The organism is Stenotrophomonas sp. GD04024 (assembly GCF_029837545.1).
Taxonomy (GTDB): Bacteria; Pseudomonadota; Gammaproteobacteria; order Xanthomonadales; family Xanthomonadaceae; genus Stenotrophomonas; species Stenotrophomonas forensis.
Genome location: NZ_JAOEDV010000012.1, coordinates 68,274 through 91,174 on the forward strand (window position 1 = coordinate 68,274; position 22,901 = coordinate 91,174).

At 64.2% G+C, this 22,901-nt stretch carries 15 protein-coding genes and 4 tRNA genes; 1 reads left to right on the plus strand and 18 read right to left on the minus strand.

All coding sequences use genetic code 11. The annotated features are described in order from the left end of the window. Positions 1-280: 280 nt before the first annotated feature. The 15 genes from rpoC to N7590_RS06295 all read right to left on the minus strand — a co-directional run bounded on the left by rpoC (position 281) and on the right by N7590_RS06295 (position 16,855). Positions 281-4,504, minus strand: a complete 4,224-nt coding sequence (gene rpoC, locus N7590_RS06225) for a DNA-directed RNA polymerase subunit beta' (protein ID WP_164241635.1) — start codon at positions 4,502-4,504, stop codon at positions 281-283. A gap of 87 nt (positions 4,505-4,591) precedes the next feature. Continuing rightward, positions 4,592-8,746: a DNA-directed RNA polymerase subunit beta gene (gene rpoB, locus N7590_RS06230; RefSeq protein WP_004154354.1), complete on the minus strand. Its 4,155-nt coding sequence runs from the start codon at positions 8,744-8,746 to the stop codon at positions 4,592-4,594. A 308-nt stretch (positions 8,747-9,054) separates the two neighbouring features. After that, positions 9,055-9,423 carry a 50S ribosomal protein L7/L12 gene (rplL, locus tag N7590_RS06235; protein ID WP_004154353.1) on the minus strand — a complete coding sequence of 123 codons (369 nt, stop codon included), beginning with the start codon at positions 9,421-9,423 and terminating at the stop codon, positions 9,055-9,057. 63 nt (positions 9,424-9,486) lie between these two features. Further along, positions 9,487-10,023 (minus strand): 50S ribosomal protein L10, encoded by a 537-nt coding sequence (gene rplJ / locus N7590_RS06240; RefSeq protein WP_005408203.1) that lies wholly within the window; start codon positions 10,021-10,023, stop codon positions 9,487-9,489. A 384-nt stretch (positions 10,024-10,407) separates the two neighbouring features. Continuing rightward, the gene (gene rplA / locus N7590_RS06245) at positions 10,408-11,106 is read right to left on the minus strand and encodes a 50S ribosomal protein L1 (RefSeq protein ID WP_004154350.1); all 699 of its coding nucleotides are present in this window, start codon (positions 11,104-11,106) and stop codon (positions 10,408-10,410) included. A gap of 4 nt (positions 11,107-11,110) precedes the next feature. Continuing rightward, a complete protein-coding gene (gene rplK, locus N7590_RS06250) occupies positions 11,111-11,539 on the minus strand; it encodes a 50S ribosomal protein L11 (RefSeq protein WP_004145248.1) in 429 nt (142 codons plus the stop codon). 284 nt (positions 11,540-11,823) lie between these two features. Further along, positions 11,824-12,384: a transcription termination/antitermination protein NusG gene (gene nusG, locus N7590_RS06255; protein WP_279935245.1), complete on the minus strand. Its 561-nt coding sequence runs from the start codon at positions 12,382-12,384 to the stop codon at positions 11,824-11,826. A gap of 10 nt (positions 12,385-12,394) precedes the next feature. Continuing rightward, on the minus strand, positions 12,395-12,808 hold the full coding sequence (secE, locus tag N7590_RS06260) for a preprotein translocase subunit SecE (RefSeq protein WP_004154361.1): 414 nt from the start codon (positions 12,806-12,808) through the stop codon (positions 12,395-12,397). Between the two features lie 49 nt (positions 12,809-12,857). Continuing rightward, a tRNA-Trp gene (locus N7590_RS06265) sits at positions 12,858-12,933 on the minus strand. A gap of 102 nt (positions 12,934-13,035) precedes the next feature. After that, positions 13,036-14,226 (minus strand): elongation factor Tu, encoded by a 1,191-nt coding sequence (tuf, locus tag N7590_RS06270; RefSeq protein WP_004154360.1) that lies wholly within the window; start codon positions 14,224-14,226, stop codon positions 13,036-13,038. A 41-nt stretch (positions 14,227-14,267) separates the two neighbouring features. Beyond that, positions 14,268-14,343 (minus strand) — tRNA-Thr (locus N7590_RS06275). 49 nt (positions 14,344-14,392) lie between these two features. Continuing rightward, positions 14,393-14,466: transfer RNA gene (locus N7590_RS06280), tRNA-Gly, on the minus strand. A 24-nt stretch (positions 14,467-14,490) separates the two neighbouring features. Then, positions 14,491-14,576: transfer RNA gene (locus N7590_RS06285), tRNA-Tyr, on the minus strand. A 137-nt stretch (positions 14,577-14,713) separates the two neighbouring features. Then, the gene (locus N7590_RS06290) at positions 14,714-15,730 is read right to left on the minus strand and encodes an isoaspartyl peptidase/L-asparaginase (RefSeq protein WP_053511506.1); all 1,017 of its coding nucleotides are present in this window, start codon (positions 15,728-15,730) and stop codon (positions 14,714-14,716) included. Positions 15,731-15,835: 105 nt separating this feature from the next. Then, positions 15,836-16,855 (minus strand): cyanophycinase, encoded by a 1,020-nt coding sequence (locus N7590_RS06295; protein ID WP_164241633.1) that lies wholly within the window; start codon positions 16,853-16,855, stop codon positions 15,836-15,838. A gap of 170 nt (positions 16,856-17,025) precedes the next feature. Between N7590_RS06295 and N7590_RS06300 the strand changes: the two genes are divergently transcribed. Beyond that, the gene (locus N7590_RS06300) at positions 17,026-19,764 is read left to right on the plus strand and encodes a TonB-dependent receptor (RefSeq protein ID WP_164241632.1); all 2,739 of its coding nucleotides are present in this window, start codon (positions 17,026-17,028) and stop codon (positions 19,762-19,764) included. A gap of 55 nt (positions 19,765-19,819) precedes the next feature. On the opposite strand, the gene N7590_RS06305 is transcribed toward N7590_RS06300, so the two are convergent. The 3 genes from N7590_RS06305 to pth all read right to left on the minus strand — a co-directional run. Further along, on the minus strand, positions 19,820-20,458 hold the full coding sequence (locus N7590_RS06305) for a hypothetical protein (protein WP_164241631.1): 639 nt from the start codon (positions 20,456-20,458) through the stop codon (positions 19,820-19,822). Positions 20,459-21,117: 659 nt separating this feature from the next. After that, positions 21,118-22,209, minus strand: a complete 1,092-nt coding sequence (gene ychF, locus N7590_RS06310; RefSeq protein WP_004154474.1) for a redox-regulated ATPase YchF — start codon at positions 22,207-22,209, stop codon at positions 21,118-21,120. Between the two features lie 140 nt (positions 22,210-22,349). Then, the coding region (gene pth / locus N7590_RS06315; RefSeq protein ID WP_279935247.1) for an aminoacyl-tRNA hydrolase at positions 22,350-22,901 on the minus strand (552 nt) is incomplete at its 5' end.

Genomic DNA, 22,901 nt, shown 5'->3' on the forward strand with positions numbered 1-22,901 from the left:
AGGTTCTTCTGATTGGTGGCCGGAAAATCCGACCAGAGATGCGGAAATGTTAAAGCAGGCCGAAATTTTGGCCTGCTGAGACAGACGATTGTAGCAACCTGCCAGGAAAGCAGTCAAACGCCTCCTGTCAAGCCCGTTCCTGATCCCGGAACGTTACTGGGGGGCCTCCATGTACCCCGTTCAGGTTGACAGGATCGATCGCGGACGATCTCCCCTGCCCTTTCCCAATCCCATCGATGGACTGATGGGGTGGTCCGGCCTTGCGGCCGGACCGGATACCTCATTCTTCGCCCGAGGCCTGTTCAGCTTCGGCTTCAACCACCGGCGCCTCGACCGCGGCCGGGATACCGGCCAGGGTCTGCATTTCCGACTCGGTGAGACCGGAAGCGCCGCGGCGGCGGTTGCTGTGGTACGCCAGGCCGGTACCGGCCGGAATCAGGCGACCGACGATGACGTTTTCCTTCAGGCCACGCAGGTTGTCCGAGGTGCCGCGGACGGCCGCTTCGGTCAGCACGCGGGTGGTTTCCTGGAACGACGCGGCCGAGATGAACGACTCGGTCGCCAGCGATGCCTTGGTGATACCCAGCAGGACCGGATCGAAGTGCGCCGGCAGCTCGTTGCGGGTCGACAGGCGCGCATTCTCCTCGATAACGCGCTGGCGCTCCACCTGTTCGCCGTTCAGGAACTTGCTGCTGCCCTGGTCGGTGATCTCGACCTTGCGCAGCATCTGGCGGGTGATCACCTCGATGTGCTTGTCGTTGATCTTCACGCCCTGCAGGCGGTACACGTCCTGGATTTCCTTCACCAGGTAGGCCGCCAGCGGTTCGACACCCAGCAGACGCAGGATGTCCTGCGGGCTCGGCTCGCCGTCCACGATGGTTTCACCCTTGGTGACATGCTCGCCTTCGAACACGATGACCTGGCGGTACTTCGGGATCAGCTCTTCGTGCTCCGAACCATCGGTGTCCTTGATGATCAGGCGCTGCTTGCCCTTGGTGTCCTTGCCGAAGCTGATGATGCCCGAACGCTCGGCCAGCACTGCCGGATCCTTCGGCTTGCGCGCTTCGAACAGGTCGGCCACGCGCGGCAGACCACCGGTGATGTCGCGGGTCTTCGACGCTTCCTGCGGGATCTTGGCGACGACGTCGCCCACGCCCACCGGGGCGCCATCCTGCAGGTTGACGATCGAACGCGGCGGCAGCAGGTACTGCGCCGGCAGGTCGGTGCCCGGGATCGACAGGTCGTTGCCCTTGGCGTCGACGATGCGCACGATCGGGCGCAGGTCCTTGGCCTGGGTACCACGACGCTTCGGATCGGTGATTTCGCGCGAAGCGAGGCCGGTCAGCTCGTCGGTCTTCTCGATGACGGTGATGCCGTCGACGAAGTCGATGAAGCGGATGAAGCCGGCCACTTCCGACACGATCGGGTGGTTATGCGGATCCCAGTTGGCCACGGTCTGGCCAGCCTTGATCGCATCACCGTCCTTGGACGTGATGGTCGCACCGTACGGCAGCTTGTAGCGCTCACGCTCACGGCCGTGGGCATCGAGCACCGAGATTTCGCCCGAGCGCGACACTGCCACCAGCGAGCCGTTGGCGTGCTCGACCGACTTGAGGTTGCTGAACTTGACCGAGCCGGTGGTCTTGACGGTGATGTTGTCGACCGCAGCAGCTCGCGACGCCGCACCACCGATGTGGAACGTACGCATGGTCAGCTGGGTACCCGGCTCACCGATCGACTGCGCGGCGATGACGCCGACCGCTTCACCGATGTTGACCAGGTGGCCGCGGGCCAGATCGCGGCCGTAGCAGCGACCGCAGACACCGAAGGCCGATTCGCACGAGATCGTCGAACGCACCTTGATGCTCTGCACGCCGGCGTCTTCCAGCTTGGCGACCCAGGCTTCGTCCAGCAGGGTGTTGCGGGTGACGATCGGATCTTCGTCGTTGCCCGGCAGGAACACGTCCTCGGCCACCACGCGACCCAGCACGCGATCCTTCAGCGGCTCGACCACGTCGCCGCCTTCCACGATCGGGGTCATGATCAGGCCTTCGGTGGTACCGCAATCCACCTCGGTGATCACCACGTCCTGCGCGACGTCGACCAGACGACGGGTCAGGTAACCCGAGTTCGCGGTCTTCAGCGCGGTATCGGCCAGACCCTTACGGGCACCGTGGGTGGAGTTGAAGTACTCCTGCACGTTCAGGCCTTCGCGGAAGTTCGCCTTGATGGGCGTCTCGATGATCGAGCCGTCCGGGCGGGCCATCAGGCCACGCATGCCGGCCAGCTGACGGATCTGCGCCTGCGAACCACGCGCACCGGAGTCGGCCATGATGTACAGCGAGTTCATCGACTTCTGGTCGATGGTCTCGCCCTTGGCATTGACCACCTTCTCGGTACCGATGGTGTCCATCATCGCCTTGGCGATGCGCTCGTTGGTGCGCGACCAGATGTCGACCACCTTGTTGTAGCGCTCGCCGGCGGTGACCAGGCCCGACTGGTACTGCTCCTGGATTTCCAGCACTTCGGCTTCGGCCTCGGTGAGGATGCCCTTCTTCTCGTCCGGGATCAGCATGTCGTCGATGCCGATCGACACGCCGGCGCGGGTCGCGTAGGCGAAGCCGGTGTACATCAGCTTGTCGGCGAACACGACCGTGTCCTTCAGCCCCAGCTGGCGGTAGCTGGAGTTGATCAGGCGGCTGATGTTCTTCTTGGTCAGCTCGACATTGGCCAGCGCGAACGGCAGGCCTTCCGGCAGGATTTCAGCCAGCAGGGCGCGACCGATCGTGGTGTCCACGATCGAGGTCTTGTTCTGCTTCACGCCGTCTTCGTCGGTCACCACCTCGGTGATGCGGACCTTGACGCGCGCGTGCAGTTCCACCACGCGGTTGTCGTAGGCACGCTTGACTTCAGCGATGTTGGCGAAGGCCATGCCCTCGCCCTTCTTGTTTTCCAGCGAGCGGGTCATGTAGTACAGACCCAGCACGACGTCCTGCGACGGCACGATGATCGGCTCGCCGTTGGCCGGCGACAGGATGTTGTTGGTCGACATCATCAGCGCACGCGCTTCCAGCTGGGCTTCCAGCGAGAGCGGCACGTGGACGGCCATCTGGTCACCGTCGAAGTCGGCGTTGAACGCGGTGCAGACCAGCGGGTGCAGCTGGATGGCCTTGCCTTCGATCAGCACCGGCTCGAACGCCTGGATGCCAAGGCGGTGCAGGGTCGGCGCACGGTTCAGCATCACCGGATGCTCGCGGATGACCTCTTCCAGGATGTCCCAGACTTCGGCTTCTTCGCGCTCGACCAGCTTCTTGGCGGCCTTGATGGTGGTGGCCAGGCCACGACGCTGCAGCTTGGCGAACACGAACGGCTTGAACAGCTCCAGCGCCATCTTCTTCGGCAGGCCGCACTGGTGCAGGCGCAGGTACGGGCCGACCACGATGACCGAACGGCCCGAGTAGTCGACGCGCTTGCCGAGCAGGTTCTGGCGGAAGCGGCCCTGCTTGCCCTTGATCATGTCGGCCAGCGACTTCAGCGGGCGCTTGTTGGTGCCGGTGATGGCACGGCCGCGACGGCCGTTGTCCAGCAGCGCATCGACCGATTCCTGCAGCATGCGCTTTTCATTGCGCACGATGATGTCCGGCGCGCTCAGTTCGAGCAGGCGGCGCAGGCGGTTGTTACGGTTGATGACGCGGCGGTACAGGTCGTTCAGGTCGGAGGTCGCGAAGCGGCCGCCGTCCAGCGGAACCAGCGGACGCAGGTCCGGCGGCAGCACCGGCAGCACGGTCATGACCATCCATTCCGGACGGTTGCCCGATTCCAGGAAGGCTTCGATCAGCTTGATGCGCTTGGTCAGTCGCTTGAGCTTGGTTTCCGAACCGGTGGCGGCGATTTCTTCGCGCAGGCGGGTCATTTCCGACTGCAGGTCGATCGTGCGCAGCAGTTCGTACACGGCCTCGGCGCCCATCGCGGCGTCGAAGTCGTCACCGTGCTCCTGGCGGGCCTGCAGGTACTGCTCTTCGGTCAGCAGCTGGCGGCGTTCCAGGGCGGTCAGGCCCGGCTCGGTCACCACGTACGCTTCGAAGTACAGCACGCGCTCGATGTCGCGCAGGGTCATGTCCAGCATCAGGCCGATGCGCGACGGCAGCGACTTCAGGAACCAGATGTGCGCGACCGGCGAGGCCAGGTCGATGTGGCCCATGCGCTCGCGGCGCACCTTGGCCAGGGTCACTTCGGTGCCGCACTTCTCGCAGACCACGCCGCGGTGCTTCATGCGCTTGTACTTGCCGCACAGGCACTCGTAGTCCTTCACCGGGCCGAAGATGGCGGCGCAGAACAGGCCGTCACGTTCCGGCTTGAAGGTACGGTAGTTGATGGTTTCCGGCTTCTTCACTTCGCCGAAGGACCACGAACGGATCAGGTCCGGCGAGGCCAGCGCGATCTTGATTGCGTCGAAGTCCAGCGTCTGGCGCTGCTGGTTGAAGAGGTTGAGCAGGTCTTTCATGGTGTTCTCCAGAAGGAGGAATGCTGTGTCGATGGGCTTTCAGTTGACTGCCAGCGGCGCGGTGGCGGACCGCCGCGCCGGCATGGATCAGTTGTCTTCCAGTTCCATGTTGATGGCCAGCGAGCGGATTTCCTTCACGAGCACGTTGAAGGATTCCGGCATGCCCGCGACCATCTCGTGCTCACCGTCGACGATGTTCTTGTACATCTGGTTGCGGCCCTGCACGTCATCGGACTTCACCGTCAGCATTTCCTGCAGGGTGTAGGCCGCGCCGTAGGCTTCCAGCGCCCAGACTTCCATTTCACCGAAGCGCTGGCCGCCGAACTGCGCCTTGCCGCCCAGCGGCTGCTGGGTGACGAGCGAGTACGGACCGGTCGAACGGGCGTGCATCTTGTCGTCGACCAGGTGGTTCAGCTTCAGGTAGTGCATGTAACCGACGGTGGTGTGGCGATCGAAGGCTTCACCGGTGCGGCCGTCGTACAGCTGGGTCTGGCCACTGCTCGGCAGGTCGGCCAGTTCCAGCATGCGCTTGATTTCCGCTTCGGTGGCGCCGTCGAAGACCGGGGTGGCCATCGGCACGCCGTCGGTCAGGTTGCGGGCCAGGCGCAGCAGTTCCTCGTCGCTGAACTGCGACAGGTCGACACGGTTGGCCACGTTGGTGTCGTCGTGGTTGTAGATGTCGTCCAGGAACTTGCGCAGGTCGGCAACGGCCGCCTGGGCTTCCATCATCGCCTGGATCTTGCGGCCCAGCCCCTTGGCGGCCCAGCCCAGGTGCACTTCCAGGATCTGGCCGATGTTCATACGCGACGGCACGCCCAGCGGGTTCAGCACGATGTCCACGGTTTCGCCCGAGGCCATGTACGGCATGTCCTCGACCGGCACCACGTTGGAGACCACACCCTTGTTGCCGTGGCGGCCTGCCATCTTGTCGCCCGGCTGGATGCGGCGCTTCACGGCCAGGAACACCTTGACCATCTTCAGCACGCCCGGAGCGAGGTCGTCACCGGCAGTGATCTTGCCGCGCTTGTCGGCGAAGCGACGCTCGAATTCCTTCTCGTGCGCCTGGATCTGCTTCTGCGCGCGTTCGATGGCTTCCGAGGCGTCCTCGTCCTTCATGCGCAGCGCGAACCAGTCAGCCTTCTTCAGGCCGTCCAGGAACGCGTCGCTGATGACGTCGCCCTTCTTCAGGCCAGCACCGCCGTTGACCACCTTGCCCACGATCTGCGAACGCAGACGCATGTAGATGGCGGCTTCCAGGATGCGGAACTGGTCGTCGAAGTCCTTCTTGACGCGCTTGATTTCAGACTCTTCGATCTGGCGGGCGCGCTTGTCCTTCTCGATGCCGTCGCGGGTGAAGACCTGCACGTCGATGACGGTGCCGTCCATGCCCGGCGGAACGCGCAGCGAGCTGTCCTTAACGTCCGAAGCCTTCTCGCCGAAGATTGCGCGCAGCAGCTTCTCTTCCGGGGTCAGCTGGCTTTCGCCCTTCGGGGTGACCTTGCCGACCATGATGTCGCCGGCGCGGACTTCTGCACCGATGTACACCACGCCGCTCTCGTCCAGGCGGTTCAGCGCCTGCTCGGAGACGTTCGGGATGTCGGCGGAGATTTCCTCCGGCCCCAGCTTGGTATCACGCGCAACGCAGGTCAGCTCTTCGATGTGGATCGTGGTGTAGCGATCCTCTTCCACCACGCGCTCGGAGAGCAGGATGGAGTCTTCGAAGTTGTAGCCGTTCCACGGCATGAACGCGATCAGCATGTTCTGGCCCAGGGCCAGTTCGCCGATGTCGGTGGACGGACCGTCGGCCAGCACGTCGCCGCGGGCGATGACGTCGCCCACCTGGACCAGCGGACGCTGGTTGATGCAGGTGTTCTGGTTCGAACGGGTGTACTTGACCAGGTTGTAGATGTCCACGCCTGCATCGGTGGCGCCAACGATCTCTTCCTCGTTGACCTTGACCACGATGCGGGCTGCGTCGATCTGCACGATCTCGCCACCACGGCGGGCGTTCACGGTCACACCGGAGTCACGCGCCACGGCGCGCTCGATGCCGGTACCGACCAGCGGCTTCTGCGCACGCAGGGTCGGCACGGCCTGACGCTGCATGTTGGCGCCCATCAGTGCACGGTTCGCGTCATCGTGCTCCAGGAACGGAACCAGCGCGGCCGCGATCGACACGGTCTGCATCGGCGAGACGTCCATGAAGTGGACTTCCGCCGGCGGCTTCAGCAGCGATTCGCCCTGGAAGCGGCACGGAACGAACTGCTCGGTCAGCACGCTGTCGGCATTGGTCAGCGCGTTGGCCTGCGCAATGACGTACTCGTTTTCTTCGATGGCCGACAGGAACTCGACTTCGTCGTAGACCTTGCCGTCCACGACCTTGCGGTACGGGGTCTCGAGGAAACCGTACTGGTTGGTGCGGGCGTACACGGCCAGCGAGTTGATCAGGCCGATGTTCGGGCCTTCCGGCGTTTCGATGGTGCAGACGCGGCCGTAATGGGTCGGGTGCACGTCGCGCACTTCGAAGCCGGCGCGCTCACGGGTCAGGCCGCCCGGGCCCAGGGCCGAGACGCGACGCTTGTGCGTGACTTCCGACAGCGGGTTGTTCTGGTCCATGAACTGCGACAGCTGCGAGGAGCCGAAGAACTCCTTGATGGCAGCGGCGACCGGCTTGGCGTTGATCAGCTCCTGCGGGGTCAGGCCTTCGGACTCGGCCATCGACAGGCGCTCCTTGACCGCGCGCTCGACGCGGACCAGGCCCACGCGGAACACGTTCTCGGCCATTTCGCCGACCGAACGCACGCGACGGTTGCCCAGGTGGTCGATGTCATCGACCACGCCGCGACCGTTGCGGATCTCGGTCAGGACCTTGATCACGTCCAGGATGTCGGAGCTGTCACCGTGGGCGGCGACCAGGCGCTTGGACTCTTCGTCGTTGCGCTCGCCGTAGTACTTGCGGTCGTACAGCACGGCTTCGCCGGTGGTTTCCTTGCGGCCCACGCGACGGTTGAACTTCATGCGGCCGACCGCGGACAGGTCGTAGCGCTCGAAGGTGAAGAACAGGTTGTGGAACAGGTTCTGCGCGGCATCCTTGGTCGGCGGCTCGCCCGGACGCATCATGCGGTAGATCTCGACCAGGGCTTCCAGCTGGGTCTTGGTCGGGTCGATGCGCAGGGTGTTGGACAGGTACGGGCCACGATCCAGGTCGTTCACCCACAGGGTGCCCACGGCATCGACACCGGCCTTGCGGAAGCTCTGCAGCTGCTCGTCGGTGATTTCGTCGTTGGCCTGGGCCAGCAGTTCGCCGGTCGAGGCATCGACCACGTCGTGCGACAGGATGCGGCCGACGATGTAGTCGTCCGGCACGGCCAGGGCAGCGATGCCCGAGGCTTCCAGCTGCTTGATGTGGCGCGCGGTGATGCGCTTGCCGGCTTCCACGATGACCTTGTCGCCGTCGGCGAGGTCGAAGCCCAGGGTTTCGCCACGCAGGCGCTCGGGCACCAGCTCCAGCTGGACGCCTTCATCCGGGTTGATGTGGAAGGTGTTGATCTCGAAGAACTCGGCCAGCATCTCTTCGTTGCTGTAGCCAAGCGCGCGCAGCAGGATCGACACCGGCAACTTGCGGCGGCGGTCGATACGGGTGAACAGCGCGTCCTTCGGGTCGAACTCGAAGTCCAGCCAGGAACCGCGGTAAGGAATGATGCGGGCGCTGTACAGCAGCTTGCCCGAGCTGTGGGTCTTGCCACGGTCGTGGTCGAAGAACACGCCCGGCGAGCGGTGCAGCTGCGAGACGATGACGCGCTCGGTGCCGTTGACGATGAAGGTGCCGTTCTCGGTCATCAGCGGGATTTCGCCCAGATAGACCTCCTGCTCCTTCACGTACTTGATGGCCTTGGTCGACGACTCACGGTCGTAGATCACCAGGCGCACGGTCACGCGCAGCGGGGCGCCGTAGCTCATGCCGCGCTGGCGGCACTCGCGCTCGTCGAACACCGGTTCGCCCAGCTTGTAGCCGACGTATTCCAGGGCGGCATTGCCGCTGTAGCTGGCGATCGGGAAGACCGACTTCAGCGCAGCGTGCAGGCCGTGGTCCGTGCGCTTGGCCGGATCGACGTTTTCCTGCAGGAATTCACGATAGGAATCCACCTGGATGGCGAGCAGGAACGGCACTTCGAGGATCGAGCGCTGCTTGCCGAAATCCTTGCGGATACGCTTTTTTTCGGTGAACGAATAGGACGTCATGAGGTCTTCCACCTTGTTGTGCGGGCCGTGCGTCCACGACCCTGAAGGGAACTTGAAATTGTCAGTTGGAAGTCGCTGGTATTGCCGGCACCAGCACGCCTTCTCCCGCTACTTCCAACTGCCAACTCGTCTGCATCCACTCCCCTGCCGCCGCGCCGTGCGCTGGCCTGCCGGGGTCTGACCGCAGCCCGTGTTGGGCTTTTTGCCGCAGTTACAACCGGTATTGCATGAAACGACCAAAGGCCGGGGGCTTACGCCCCCAGCCTTGGCTGCATCGCCGTGAATCGATGACGATGCAAAGGAAGTGCTTACTTGACTTCGACAGTCGCGCCAGCAGCTTCCAGGTCCTTCTTCATCTTCTCGGCTTCGTCCTTCGAAGCGTTGTCCTTCAGGACGCCGCCGGCTTCGGCCAGGTCCTTCGCTTCCTTCAGGCCCAGGCCGGTGATGGCGCGGACGGCCTTGATGACTTCGACCTTCTTGTCGCCGGCCGACTTCAGGGTGACGACGAACTCGGTCTGCTCTTCAACAGCAGCGGCCGGGCCAGCGGCAGCAGCCACGGCAACCGGAGCGGCGGCGGAGACGCCGAACTTTTCTTCGATGGCCTTGACCAGCTCCATCACTTCCATCAGGGACTTCTCGGCGATGGCGTCGACGATCTGTTCGTTGGTAAGGGACATGATTAATACCTTTGGATGATTTTCTGGGTTGAGGTTCCGTCAGGAACCACGGTAAGTCGAAACTCAGGCGGTCTCGGCGGCCGGCTCGGCAGCGTCGGCGGCGACATCGCCACCACCCTGCTTCTCGCCAACGGCCTTGATGGCGCGGGCAAACATCGTGACCGGCTCGGTCAGGACGCGGGCCAGCATGGCCAGGGCCTGATCGCGGGTCGGCAGCGAGGCCAGCACGTCGACGTGGCTTGCCGGGAACACTTCGCCACCGATGGCGACGACCTTAGCCTTCAGCTTGTCGTTGCCCTTGGCGGCTTCCTTGATCAGGCGACCGGCAGCGCCGGGCTCCTCAAGCGAGAACGCGTACAGCAGCGGACCAACCATCTGGTCCTGGGCGACTGCGAACTCGGTGCCTTCAACGGCGCGCGAAGCCAGGGTGTTCTTGACAACCTTCAAGAAAACACCGGTTTCACGAGCCTGCTTGCGCATCGCGGTCATCTGGGCGACCGTGGTGCCAGCGTATTCGGCTGCGATCAAGGAGTGGGCCTTGGCGGCGACGTCTGCCAGCTCGGCGACTACTTCTTGCTTCTGGGACAGATTGAGAGCCATTGCACTCCTCCTATTGAACTCCGCTTACGGCTCCTGCCGTGTGCGGTCCTGTGCGGCATCCGTCCTGGACGCCGGGAACATCGGGATGATGTTCCGGGGGGTGGGCCGTTCCAGACCTGGAGGCAATCAGGGAAATCCCAGACATGCGTGAACCAGAAAAACTCCAGAAGGGCACCATCTACGCAGGGTGATTCCGGGGAATCGATTAAGCGCTCATGACTGCTCCGGCGGCGACTCCTTGCCAGATCGAGCTTCCGTGCCCGTCGCCGGTATTGCCACGACCGCGCCTGCGGTCTTTGACGGCTACCGCGGGCGATGCACTGCCAGCGATGCCTTCAAATGTCACGGTCACGGCACCCAGGGCACCGTGACCGCTTCAAACAATTACTTCAGGGTCAGCGACGACTGGTCGACGGTGACGCCCGGGCCCATCGTCGAGCTGACCGAAACCTTCTGCAGGTAGGTGCCCTTCGAGGTAGCCGGCTTGGCCTTGATCAGGTCCAGCAGCAGCGCGGTCAGGTTCGACTTCAGCGCGTCTTCGGCGAAGTCGGCCTTGCCGATGGTGCAGTGGATGATGCCGGCCTTGTCGGTGCGGTAACGGACCTGACCCGACTTGGCGTTCTTCACGGCTTCACCCGGGTTCGGGGAAACGGTGCCGACCTTCGGGTTCGGCATCAGGCCGCGCGGGCCCAGCACGGTGCCCAGCTTACCGACGACGCGCATGGCGTCCGGGGTCGCGATGACGACGTCGTAGTTCAGATCGCCGGCCTGCATCTTCTCGGCCAGGTCATCCATGCCGACGGCTTCGGCGCCAGCGGCCAGGGCTTCGTCAGCCTTGGCACCGGCCGGAGCGAACACGGCGACGCGGACCGACTTACCGGTACCGGCCGGCAGCACGGTGGAGCCACGGACCTGCTGGTCGGACTTCTTCGCATCGACGCCCAGGCGCACGGCAACGTCGATCGACTCGACGAACTTGGCCTTGGTGGCGCTCTTCAGGATGTTGATCGCGTCCTCGAAGGCGTATGCCTTGCCCGGAACGACGGCGGCCTTGATGGCCTTCTCACGCTTGGTCTGTGCCATCTTATTAACCCTCCACCACGAGGCCCATGGAACGGGCAGAGCCAGCGATGGTACGCACGGCGGCGTCCAGGTCGGCGGCAGTCAGATCCGGTTCCTTCGCCTTGGCGATCTCTTCCAGCTGCTTACGGGTGACCTTGCCGACCTTCTCGGTGTTCGGGCGCTTGGAGCCCGACGAGATGCCAGCGGCCTTCTTCAGCAGGGTGGTAGCCGGGGTGCTCTTGGTGATGAAGGTGAACGTACGGTCCGAGTAGGCCGTGATGATCACCGGAACCGGCAGACCCGGCTCGAGCTTCTGCGTGGCAGCGTTGAACGCCTTGCAGAATTCCATGATGTTCAGACCACGCTGACCCAGCGCAGGACCGACCGGCGGCGAGGGGTTGGCCTGACCGGCCTTCACCTGCAGCTTGATGTAACCGACAACTTTCTTTGCCATGTGAGTGCTCTCCGGGTGCTAGCGCCTTTCGACAACAGGCTCCCCATCGGACCGGGAATCACGCGTCCCGGCATCGCGTTTTGAAATCATGCCGAAGGCCACCTTGCGGTGGCCTCGTCCTGCTGGCTTCCCAGCGGGGAGCCGCGCACTATATCAGGTTTTTTCTTCACATGCCTGAAGCGGCACGTAAACGGAAGAAACCGGGCCAAGCCCGGTTTCCATCTGTAGAGTCGAGCTTGCTCGACTGAACGGAAAGTCGAGCAAGCTCGACTCTACATATCAGGTCAGACGGCCTTCTCGACCTGGCCGAACTCGAGCTCGACCGGGGTGGCACGACCGAAGATCAGCACCGAGACGCGCAGACGGCTCTTCTCGTAGTTGACATCTTCGACGACGCCATTGAAATCGTTGAACGGGCCATCGGTAACGCGGACCATCTGGCCCGGCTCGAACAGCACCTTCGGACGCGGCTTCTCGACACCTTCCTGAACGCGATTCAGGATGGCTTCGGCCTCGGAATCGGCGATCGGCAGCGGACGATCGGCGGTACCGCCGATGAAGCCCATCACGCGCGGGGTCTCCTTGACCAGGTGCCAGCTTTCGTTGTCGATGCGCGGAATACCGGCTTCTTCGTGGGTCTCGATCTGGACCAGCACGTAACCCGGGAAGAACTTGCGCTCGGAACGGCGCTTCTGGCCAGCGCGCATCTCGACCACTTCTTCGGTCGGGACCAGGACGTCGCCGAAGCGCTCTTCCATGCCGTCACGGACGATGCGATCGCGCAGGGCCTGCGCCACCGACTTCTCGAAGCCCGAATAGGCGTGAACGACGTACCAACGCTTCATGCAATTCTCCTTAGCGGCTCAGGAACCACTGAGTCAGTTTCTGGATCAGGAAGTCGAAGCCACCCAGCAGCAGGCTGAGGATGAGCACCACGACGATCACGACCCACGTCATGCGGATGGCTTCCTGGCGCGTCGGCCAGACCACCTTGCGCAGTTCGAAGCGCGACTCGGAGAGGAATTCGCGGGTGTCGCGCCCCTTGCCGGTCAGCATGAACACGCCGATACCGCCAACCAGACCGACCACGACCGCCAACGCACGCAACTGACCCGCCCACGCACCCAGCTGGGCGGCGCGACCGGAGTCGGCGGAGAACCAGAACCAGACGAACAGACCGGCCAGCACCAGCAGCGATGCGGCGACATACTTGACGATATCTCCACCGTGGGCGGAGTTGTCCTTGGAGTGTTCGATCTTGCTATTCATCCGGCTGTGTCTGCTTTAGCGGCCCAGGCCGCTGGATAAGGTGGGCAGATGGCACGCCAGGAGGGACTCGAACCCCCAACCTGCGGTTTTGGAGACCGCTGCTCTGCCAATTGAGCTACTGGCGTACGTTTAAAACTTGCCTTCCCTTAGACGGCGAAGGCGGACCGAGGTTCCCGGCCCGCCATTCGCGTAACCGGCGGCGCTATGCAACCACCGGTACTGCAGGCTTACTCGATGATCTTCGAGACCACGCCGGCGCCGACGGTACGGCCGCCTTCGCGGATGGCGAAGCGCAGGCCTTCGTCCATTGCCACCGGGTTGATCAGGGTGACGACCATCTTGACGTTGTCACCCGGCATCACCATTTCGACGCCTTCCGGCAGTGCAGCTGCACCGGTGATGTCGGTGGTGCGGAAGTAGAACTGCGGACGGTAGCCGTTGAAGAACGGGGTGTGGCGGCCGCCTTCGTCCTTCGACAGGACGTAGACTTCGCCTTCGAACTTGGTGTGCGGCTTGATCGAACCCGGCTTGGCCAGGACCTGACCACGCTCGACGTCGTCACGCTTGGTGCCGCGCAGCAGCAGGCCAGCGTTGTCGCCTGCCTGACCCTGGTCCAGCAGCTTGCGGAACATTTCAACGCCGGTCACGGTGGTCTTCTGCACCGGACGGATGCCGACGATTTCGATTTCGTCGCCAACCTTGATCACGCCGCGCTCGATACGACCGGTCACCACGGTGCCGCGGCCCGAGATCGAGAACACGTCTTCCACCGGCATCAGGAACGGCTTGTCGATTGCGCGCTCCGGCTCCGGGATCCAGCTGTCCAGGGCGTCGACCAGCTTCAGGATGGCCGGCACGCCGATGTCGCTCTGGTCGCCTTCCAGCGCCAGACGGGCCGAACCGGCGATGATCGGGGTGTCGTCGCCCGGGAAGTCGTACTTGCTCAGCAGCTCGCGCACTTCCATCTCGACCAGCTCGAGCAGCTCGGCGTCGTCAACCATGTCGGCCTTGTTCAGGAACACGACGATGTACGGCACGCCGACCTGACGCGACAGCAGGATGTGCTCGCGGGTCTGCGGCATCGGGCCGTCAGCGGCCGAGCACACCAAGATCGCGCCGTCCATCTGGGCGGCACCGGTGATCATGTTCTTGACGTAGTCAGCGTGGCCCGGGCAATCGACGTGGGCGTAGTGACGGACCGGGGATTCGTATTCGACGTGCGCGGTCGAGATCGTGATGCCACGAGCCTTTTCTTCCGGCGCGGCGTCGATCGAGGAGTAGTCCTTGAACTCGCCACCGAAGCGCTCGGCACCGATCTTGGTCAGTGCGGCGGTCAGCGTGGTCTTGCCGTGGTCGACGTGACCGATGGTGCCGACATTGACGTGCGGCTTGGTGCGCTCGAACTTACCCTTGGCCATGGCTGCTTATCTCGAATTCGTCTGAGAGGTGATGCTTAAGATGGTGCTCACGAAAGGAATCGAACCTTCGACCTCTTCCTTACCAAGGAAGTGCTCTACCGACTGAGCTACGTGAGCCGAGTTTTGCATTATGACATGAACTCGATAATATTCAAAGTTCATTCAATGGAGCGGGAGACGGGAATCGAACCCGCACCATCAGCTTGGAAGGCTGAGGTTCTACCATTGAACTACTCCCGCGCCGGGAATGTCACAACGTGAAACTGGTGGAGGGAGGTGGATTCGAACCACCGAAGGCGTAAGCCAGCAGATTTACAGTCTGCCCCCGTTGGCCGCTTGGGTATCCCTCCTTACCACCCCATTCCGTTGCCGCCGAAGCGTTGCGGTGTGTGGTGGTGAGCCGCTTATTCTGCTGATGGGACGGGGGCCTGTCAACGCTTTTTTCCATCTTTTTCACACGTTGTCGCAAACCCATTGATACGCAAGGTTATTGCCCCGGGACCGGCAGGGTCTCGCTGGCGAAAATTGCGACATGGGGTACACCATCGGCGCCGATCCAGCCCCGATACATGCCCTGGGTGTTGAACGGCGTGGCCATTTTTCCGTCTGCGGCCAGCACGATCGCACCACCGTCGCCGCCCATCTGCGGAATCGCCTCGTTGATCACGCCCTTGCCGGCCTGCTCCGGTGTCTGCCCCCGGTAGCGCATGCGTGCGCAGATCTCATGCGCGGCAGCGGTGCGGATGTAGTACTCGCCCCAGCCGGTGCCCGACACCGCGCAACGGGCATCGGCCCAGGTGCCGGCGCCGATGATCGGCGAGTCGCCCACGCGTCCGTAGCGCTTGTTGGTCATGCCGCCGGTGGAGGTGCCGGCGGCCAGGTGCCCCTGCGCGTCGAGCGCGACCGCGCCCACGGTTCCAAAGTGCTTCGCGGTCTCCAGGTCGGCATGTGCCTGGCCGCTGGCCTCTTCCTTCAACGCCCGCTGCAGCTGCTGCCAGCGCTTGTCGGTGCGGAAGTACGACGGGTCCACCAGCGGGATGCCCTGCTCGACTGCGAAGGCTTCGGCACCCTGCCCGACCATCATCACGTGCCTGGACTTCTGCATCACGGTCTGCGCCAGCTGGATCGGGTTGCGCACCCGCTGCACACCGGCCACAGCCCCTGCCGCCTGGCTTGCGCCATCCATTACCGCTGCGTCCAGCTCGTTGTGGCCGTCATGGGTGAACACCGCGCCCTTGCCGGCATTGAAGGTCGGGTCATCCTCCAGCACGGTGATCGCCGCGGTGACCGCGGCCAATGCCGGGCGTCCGGCCGCCAGCTCGGCGTGCCCCTTCAGCAGCGCGGCGCGCAGCGCTTCGCGTGCGGCCTTCTCTTCGGCCGGCGACAGATCCTTGCGCTCGACACCGGCGCCGCCATGGATGACCAGCAGCGGCGAAGTGGCCGGTGCAGCCTGGGCAAGCAGGGGCAGGGACAGCAGCGCGGACAGCGCCAAACGCAGTTTCATCGGGTACGTCTCCAGCAGGACGAATGAATGGATTGCATGGTAGTGCCGGCCGCTGGCCGGCAAGGGGCGCATCAGGAAAGGTGAGTTGCCAGCCAGCGGCCGGCGCTACCGAAGCGTGAACTCAATATCGCCGTCGCTGACGTCGGCGACGGCCTGGTAGTCGGCCTCGGCCTCGAAGTCATCCAGCCGCATGCGGCTGCCACTGCCGACCACCGTCACCGGCACGGCATGGAAGCGCAGCGGCTCGCCTTCGACCAGGCGGTCGGCATCACGCCCGGGGCTGACCACCCACACCTTGCCCTCGCCGTCGGCGCTGTAGACCTGGGCCTGGCCATCCGGCTCCACGCACAGCGCCGTGTCCTCGTCGACGCCGATACCGACGATGTCGGGGTCGCCACTGTCCTGCGCGGCACGGGCCACGAACACGATGAGGCGGCCAAGGCGATCGCGCTTGTCGAAGTGGGTGTCGGTGACCACCCGCTGCAGGTAGGGCATCTGCAGGAAGCCACTGTCCATGGTGACCGCGCTGCCCATCGGGTCGGCCATCGCACCGGCGGAGCTGATGCTGCCTCCGTCCAACGCGCCATAGGCATAGCCGCCAAGGATGGCCAGGCCTGCGCTGGTACCGGCGATCGGCTTGCCGGCGCGTACGTGGGCGTTGAGCGCGCGGTTGAGCGCGGTGCCCTTCCAGAAGCGGATGTAACGCGACTGGTCACCGCCGGCGATGAAGATGGCATCGGCCGCCGCAACCACCCGCAGCACGGCCGGATCGTCGGCGCCGCGGCGGCTGTCGAAGACCAGGGTCTGCACTGCAGTGGTACCGCCGATCTCCCGGTACAGGCGGTCCTGCAGTTCGTCGCGGCCGGAGGCACGCAGAATCAACACGCGGCCGTTGCCGGCCTGCCTGAGCCACCACTGGAATGCCTCCGGCACCCATTCGCCGCCGCCCATCAGCATCATCGCCGGCGCGCGCGGTCCGGGCCTCGGCGCCTCCAAGTCCCCCACTTCGTAGTAGGCAAAGCCGGGGCTCTGCAGATCCTGCGCCGGGGTGGCGAGCGGCCACGCCAGAACCAGGCAGGCCAGCCAGAGGGAAGGCCCTCGCAGGGCGCGGAGGAGGCGTCGCATCTTGATCTCCCTGAACAAAATCGACTTGCAAGCGTTTTCACTCTTTGCCAGATAGGAAGCCAGTAGTCAAGGACATAAAAAAGGCGTTAAATGCGCGCGCCCATTCCGGAAATCTGAATGGGGGACAGGGCCCCTCCTCTGCGGGCCGGCTTCATTTTCGAGAATTCCTCATGCGTAGAAAGGCGATGGCGTGGTCGATCCAGCTGGCGTTGATGGGCGTGGCTGCTTCCGCGGCGGCCCAGGCACCGGCTTCCTCTTCGGTTCAACAACTGGATGCGGTGCAGGTCACCGGTTCGCGCATTCCGCGCGCCCAGGTGGAAGGTCCCGCCCCGATCACGGTGATCAGCGCCGAGCAGATCCGTTCCAGCGGCTTCACCACCGTGCCGGACGTGCTGCGGTCGATGACCCAGAACGGCGGTGAGACCCAGAGCCAGCAATCGTCCAGCGGCGCCGACTTCTCGCCGGGCGCCCAGCAGGTGGACCTGCGCGGCCTGGGCCCGAACCACACGCTGGTGCTGGTCAATGGTCGTCGCATCGCCGACTTCCCGATGCCGTTCAAGGGCCGCAGCAACTTCACCGACGTCTCCAACATTCCGCTGGGCATGATCGAGCGCATCGAAGTGCTGACCGGCAGCGCCTCGGCCATCTACGGCTCCGACGCGATCGCCGGCGTGGTCAACTTCATCCTGAAGAAGAAGGCCGACGGCACCACGATCGACACGCGCATGGGCACCACCAGCGAGGGCGGTGGCGAGTCGTTCGACATGAGCCTGGCCAGCGGCTTCAGCCGCGGCAACTTCAACGCCGTGTACAGCGTTGAGCTGCAATCGCAGACCCCGCTGTGGGCCTATGAGCGCGACATCCAGGATTCAACCCAGGATGGCCCCACCGGGGGCTCGCGCATCGCGCGCCGCGCCTACCTGCGCACCGACTACAACGACGACTACCTGGACCCGGGCGCCGCGACCTGCGAGGCGTTGGCCGGGCAGAACCAGGGCAGCACCTACCGCGCCTTCCGCCCGAAGTACGGCTACTACTGTGGCAGCGACGCGTCGATCGGCTACGGCACCATCCTCAGCAAGCGCCGCGGCGCCAACGGCTACGCCTCGCTGAGCTACGACTTCGACAATGGCCAGCAGTGGTTCGCCGACGTGCAGCTGGGTTACCACACGATGTCGCTGATGCGCGACGTCACCAAGTGGGGCCGGATGGATGCCAACGGTGACGAGTCGGGCTACTTCAACAACCAGGCCACCGGCGAAATCGAATTCTGGCAGCGCCAGTTCTCGCCCGAGGAAATGGGCGGCCTGCGCAATGCGATGGTGCGCAGCACGCAGAAGACCTTCAGCGTGACCACCGGCTTCAAGGGCAACCTGGCCGGCAACTGGGACTACGAGGCGGCGCTGAGCCACTCCCAGTACCAGTCGCGGATCAGCTGGGCGCAGATCATCGCTTCCAAGGCCAATGACCTGTTCCTCGGCCCGCAGCTGGGGGTGGACGATGACGGCTTCCCGATCTACAACGCCGACCCGTCGCGCCTGTACCGGCCGCTGACCCGCGCCGAGTACGATTCGATCGCCGCACGCACCACGTATTCGCCGAAGTCGCGCACCGAGACGGCCGCGTTCACCGTGACCAACTCGGCACTGTTCGGCCTGCCGGGCGGCGATGCCGGCTTTGCCGCGACCGTGGAAGTGGGCCAGCAGGCCTACGCGCTGAATCCCGATCCGCTGGCCAGCCAGTACTACTACTACAGCTGGAAGGACTCGGACGGCCAGGGTTCGCGCAACCGCTGGGCGACTGCGGCCGAGCTGCGCATGCCGCTGCACGAGACGGTCAACCTGAGCGTGGCCGGTCGCTACGACCAGTACCGCTATTCGGGCCACACCATCGGCAAGGCCACCTGGAGCGGCGGCCTGGAATGGCGCCCGATCGACACCCTGCTGGTGCGTGGTTCGTATGGCACCGCGTTCCGTGCACCGGACCTGCACTACGTGTTCGCCGGCCCGGGCAACGACGAGACCAGCGCCGAAGACCTGTACAGCTGTCGCCTCGAAGGCGCCAGCGACTGTTCGGATTACGAGCGCAACCTGATCCGCAGCCGCACCGGCAACCGCCAGCTGGATCCGGAAACCAGCACGTCGTGGAGCGCCGGCTTCGTCTGGTCGCCGGCGATCGGCCTGGACCTGTCGGTGGACTGGTTCGACATCGACATGCGCAAGCAGGTGCAGGACATGGACGTGCGCACGATCCTGGCCAATGAAGCAAACTGCCGCCTGGGCAGCGCCGACATCAATTCGCCGACCTGCGTGGATGCGCTCGACCGCATCACCCGTACCAGCGATGGCCGCCTGTACGGCGTGCGCGTGGCCCCGATCAACGTTGCCCGCGAGTCCACCTCCGGCATCGACGTGGGCCTGCGCTACCGCCTGCAGACCGGGGTCGGCGACTTCATCCTCAACGGCACCCACACCTGGGTGAAGAAGCACGATTTCCAGCGCTACCCGGGCGACCCGACCCTGGACCAGTTCGCGGTCAACAGCGGATTCGACATCCCGCGCACCAAGACCAGCCTGAGCGTGACCTGGGAGAAGGACGCCTGGTCGGCCACGGTCTACGGCTCGCGCCTGGGCAAGCTGCCGACCTCGGACAACTATGATCAGGCGTTCGACTGGGACAGCGGTGACAGCCCGTACGTGAAGGCGACCTACCGCTACAACGCGTCGCTGCAGTACCGCTTCGACGACCATTCGCGCCTGTCGCTGTCGGTGGTCAACGTGTTCAACAAGATGCCGCCGAAGGACGCCACGTACACCGCGTACCCGTACTACGACGTGTCCTGGTTCGACAGCGTCGGCCGCACGATCAACCTGCAGTACACCCACAAGTTCGGTGGCAGCGCGCTGTAAGCGCGGGCTGTTGTACTGGATGCAGGAAGGACGGAGGCGCAAGCCTCCGTCTTTTTTACAGAGTCGCCTCAGGCCCCGACTGCGCCGGCGCTGCAAAGCGCCAGAAAACGCGCACCACGCCCAGCATCTGCCCATGCAACTCGTCATACCGGGCGATGACCTCCGGCGGGAACGATACTCTGCCGCTTGCATCCAGCGGAACCGGCTCCCCCAGCGCGCGGGCCAGGTCGATGTAGAAGTGCGACATATCCCCGTACGGGCGCTTGCTGTCCATGAGCATCACCGCCCGCCCCAGCACCCGGGTGTTCATGCTTCGCAGCAGCAAAAGATGCTCCGATGTCACGGTGATCGCTTCGCCGCCGCCGGAGCCACCTGCGGCCTCGGCCAGCACATAGCTGCCGGGCTCAAGCATGCCCTCCAGCATGAAACTGGATGCGATCCGGGTGAGCCGTTCGGCAAAGGCCCTTTCCTCATTGGCGCCCCGCCCCGATGGCCAAGGGCAGATGCGCGCCAATGCCGCGTAGGCGAGCAGTGCTTCCTCGTCTGCGGCGTCGACGGCGTCCAGGTAGATACCCTGGCTCTCGCTGAAGTCCGCTTCGGGCCGCAGCCATTTGCGCATTGCACTCAGCATGATGACCTCACTGCACTCCAGTGCTGCCGCGCTTCCTCCGACCTTCTCGGATCGCGCGACCATGGATCGATATCCATAAGCCAGAAGGAGGCCGACGAGAAGGATCGCAACTACCCACCAGTACGCTCGGGGTGCCATGGAGATTCTCCGGATAGCGCGCAGGCATGACATCGCGCGCCCGTATGAGTGGAAGGGTCAGCCGATAGTCTGAAGCAACACCATCCAGTGCTACATGCAATGAATCCGAAATTGATGGCTGCCATGGCATGTGGGTTTTCCACACCACGCGTGGAAAGCGATGGGAACTTGGTGTGGACAAGTGGCCGCGAGGCTTGCAGTGCAGGCGTTTCCACGCGTGGTGATTTTTTATCCATCACCGTGATTGTTTTCCACACGGGACGTGGAGAGCGATGGGAACTTGATGTGGACAAGTGGGTGCGAGCATTGCGCCGCAGGCATTTTGAGGCGTGGCGAATTTTTGTCCACGATTCGAAAGCACTGATCGGGGTCGGAACCCTTTCCTGCGGAAAGGGCTCCGACCCCACGGTTTTCCACATTGGGCGTGGAAAGCGGTGGGGGTTTGGTGTGGACAAGTGCGTGCGAGCCTTGCACCGCAGCCATTCCGGAGCATGGTCAATTTTTGTCCACGCCCGAAACCGATACCGGAAACGCAAACGCCCCGCACAAGGCGGGGCGTCCGGCGTCGATCCGATGCCGCTGGATCAGACGTTGAAGCGGAAGTGCAGCACGTCGCCTTCCTGCACGCGGTACTCCTTGCCTTCCAGGCGCAGGCGGCCGGCTTCCTTGGCGCCGGCTTCGCCCTTGTACTTGATGAAGTCGTCATACGCGATGGTTTCAGCGCGGATGAAGCCCTTCTCGAAGTCGGTATGGATGACCGCGGCGGCCTGCGGGGCGGTGGCACCCTTGCGCACGGTCCACGCGCGGACTTCCTTCACGCCAGCAGTGAAGTAGGTCTGCAGGCCGAGCAGGCTGTAGGCCGCGTTGATCACGCGGTTCAGGCCCGGCTCGCTCAGGCCGAGGTCGGCCAGGAAGGTGTCGCGGTCTTCGTCGTCGAGCTGGGACAGCTCTTCTTCAATCGCGGCCGACACCGGCACCACCTGCGCGCCTTCGGCGGCGGCGTGGGCGCGCACGGCGTCCAGGTGCGGGTTGTTCTCGAAACCATCTTCCAGCACGTTGGCGATGTACATCACCGGCTTCAGGGTCAGCAGGAACAGGTCACGGACCAGCGCCTTCTCTTCCTCGTCCAGGCCGACCGAACGGCCGGACTTGCCGTCGGACAGCGCCGCCTGCAGCTTGGCCAGCACCGGCTTGCGCGCGGCCGCTTCCTTGTCGCCGCCCTTGGCGGCGCGCTCGGCGCGGTTCAGCGCCTTCTCGACGCTGTCCAGGTCGGCCAGGGCCAGCTCGGTATCGATGGTTTCGATGTCCGAGATCGGGTCGACCTTGTTGTTGACGTGGATGACGTCGGCGTTCTCGAAGCAGCGCACCACGTGGGTGATCGCATCGACTTCGCGGATGTGCGCCAGGAACTTGTTGCCCAGGCCTTCACCGCTGGCGGCACCGGCCACCAGGCCGGCGATGTCGACGAACTCGACCGCGGTCGGAATGACCTTCTGCGGATTGATGATGCCCGCCAGTTCGTTCAGGCGCGGGTCCGGCACCGGCACGATGCCGACGTTCGGCTCGATGGTGCAGAACGGGAAGTTCGCCGCGGCGATGCCCGCCTTGGTCAGCGCGTTGAACAGGGTCGACTTGCCGACGTTGGGCAGGCCGACGATGCCGCATTTGATACCCATGGGTGACAGCTCTCTGGGGTGAAAGTGATTGGGAAAGCAGCGGCATGGGTGCTGCTTTTCCAATCATTCTCCGTACCGACCAACGGTCGGTACCTACCGGCCGCCTGTTTCCGTACCAACCAACGGTCGGTACCTACCGTTTATTTCGGGGTGTGCAGCCGCTTCATCGCTTCGCTGAAATCACCCTGTACCGCCAGCGGCATCACGTCGATGGCATCGTCGATGGCGCGTGCGATCAGCACGTCATCGTCCTTGGACGGGCGTCCCAGCACCCAACCCACCACGCGGTCCTTGTGCCCGGGATGGCCGATGCCCACGCGCAGGCGATGGAACTTGCCGTGGCCGAGCAACCGGATGGTGTCGCGCAGGCCGTTCTGGCCACCATGGCCACCGTCGAACTTCAGCCGCGCCACGCCGGGCGCCAGGTCCAGTTCGTCATGGGCCAGCAGGGTTTCCTCCGGCTCGATCTTCCAGAACCGCTGGGCGGCGGTGACCGACTTGCCACTGAGGTTCATGAAGGTGGCAGGCTTGAGCAGCCACACCGTCTGCCCGGCGATCTCGACCTTGGCGGTCTCACCGAACAGCTTGCTGTCCACATTCCATCGCGCACCGGCCTTTTCAGCCAGGGCCTCAACGAAATGAAACCCGGCATTGTGCCGGGTCCGGGCGTGTTCCGATCCGGGGTTGCCCAG

Coding starts and splice junctions, on each gene's coding strand:
- rplL (WP_004154353.1), bottom strand. CDS start 9,423: ATGTCCCTTACCAACGAACAGATCGTCGACGCCATCGCCGAGAAGTCC.
- rplK (WP_004145248.1), bottom strand. CDS start 11,539: ATGGCAAAGAAAGTTGTCGGTTACATCAAGCTGCAGGTGAAGGCCGGT.
- rpoC (WP_164241635.1), bottom strand. CDS start 4,504: ATGAAAGACCTGCTCAACCTCTTCAACCAGCAGCGCCAGACGCTGGAC.
- N7590_RS06305 (WP_164241631.1), bottom strand. CDS start 20,458: ATGGTCGCGCGATCCGAGAAGGTCGGAGGAAGCGCGGCAGCACTGGAG.
- rpoB (WP_004154354.1), bottom strand. CDS start 8,746: ATGACGTCCTATTCGTTCACCGAAAAAAAGCGTATCCGCAAGGATTTC.
- ychF (WP_004154474.1), bottom strand. CDS start 22,209: ATGGGTATCAAATGCGGCATCGTCGGCCTGCCCAACGTCGGCAAGTCG.
- tuf (WP_004154360.1), bottom strand. CDS start 14,226: ATGGCCAAGGGTAAGTTCGAGCGCACCAAGCCGCACGTCAATGTCGGC.
- N7590_RS06290 (WP_053511506.1), bottom strand. CDS start 15,730: ATGAAACTGCGTTTGGCGCTGTCCGCGCTGCTGTCCCTGCCCCTGCTT.
- rplJ (WP_005408203.1), bottom strand. CDS start 10,023: ATGGCTCTCAATCTGTCCCAGAAGCAAGAAGTAGTCGCCGAGCTGGCA.
- rplA (WP_004154350.1), bottom strand. CDS start 11,106: ATGGCACAGACCAAGCGTGAGAAGGCCATCAAGGCCGCCGTCGTTCCG.
- secE (WP_004154361.1), bottom strand. CDS start 12,808: ATGAATAGCAAGATCGAACACTCCAAGGACAACTCCGCCCACGGTGGA.
- N7590_RS06300 (WP_164241632.1), top strand. CDS start 17,026: ATGCGTAGAAAGGCGATGGCGTGGTCGATCCAGCTGGCGTTGATGGGC.
- N7590_RS06295 (WP_164241633.1), bottom strand. CDS start 16,855: ATGCGACGCCTCCTCCGCGCCCTGCGAGGGCCTTCCCTCTGGCTGGCC.
- nusG (WP_279935245.1), bottom strand. CDS start 12,384: ATGAAGCGTTGGTACGTCGTTCACGCCTATTCGGGCTTCGAGAAGTCG.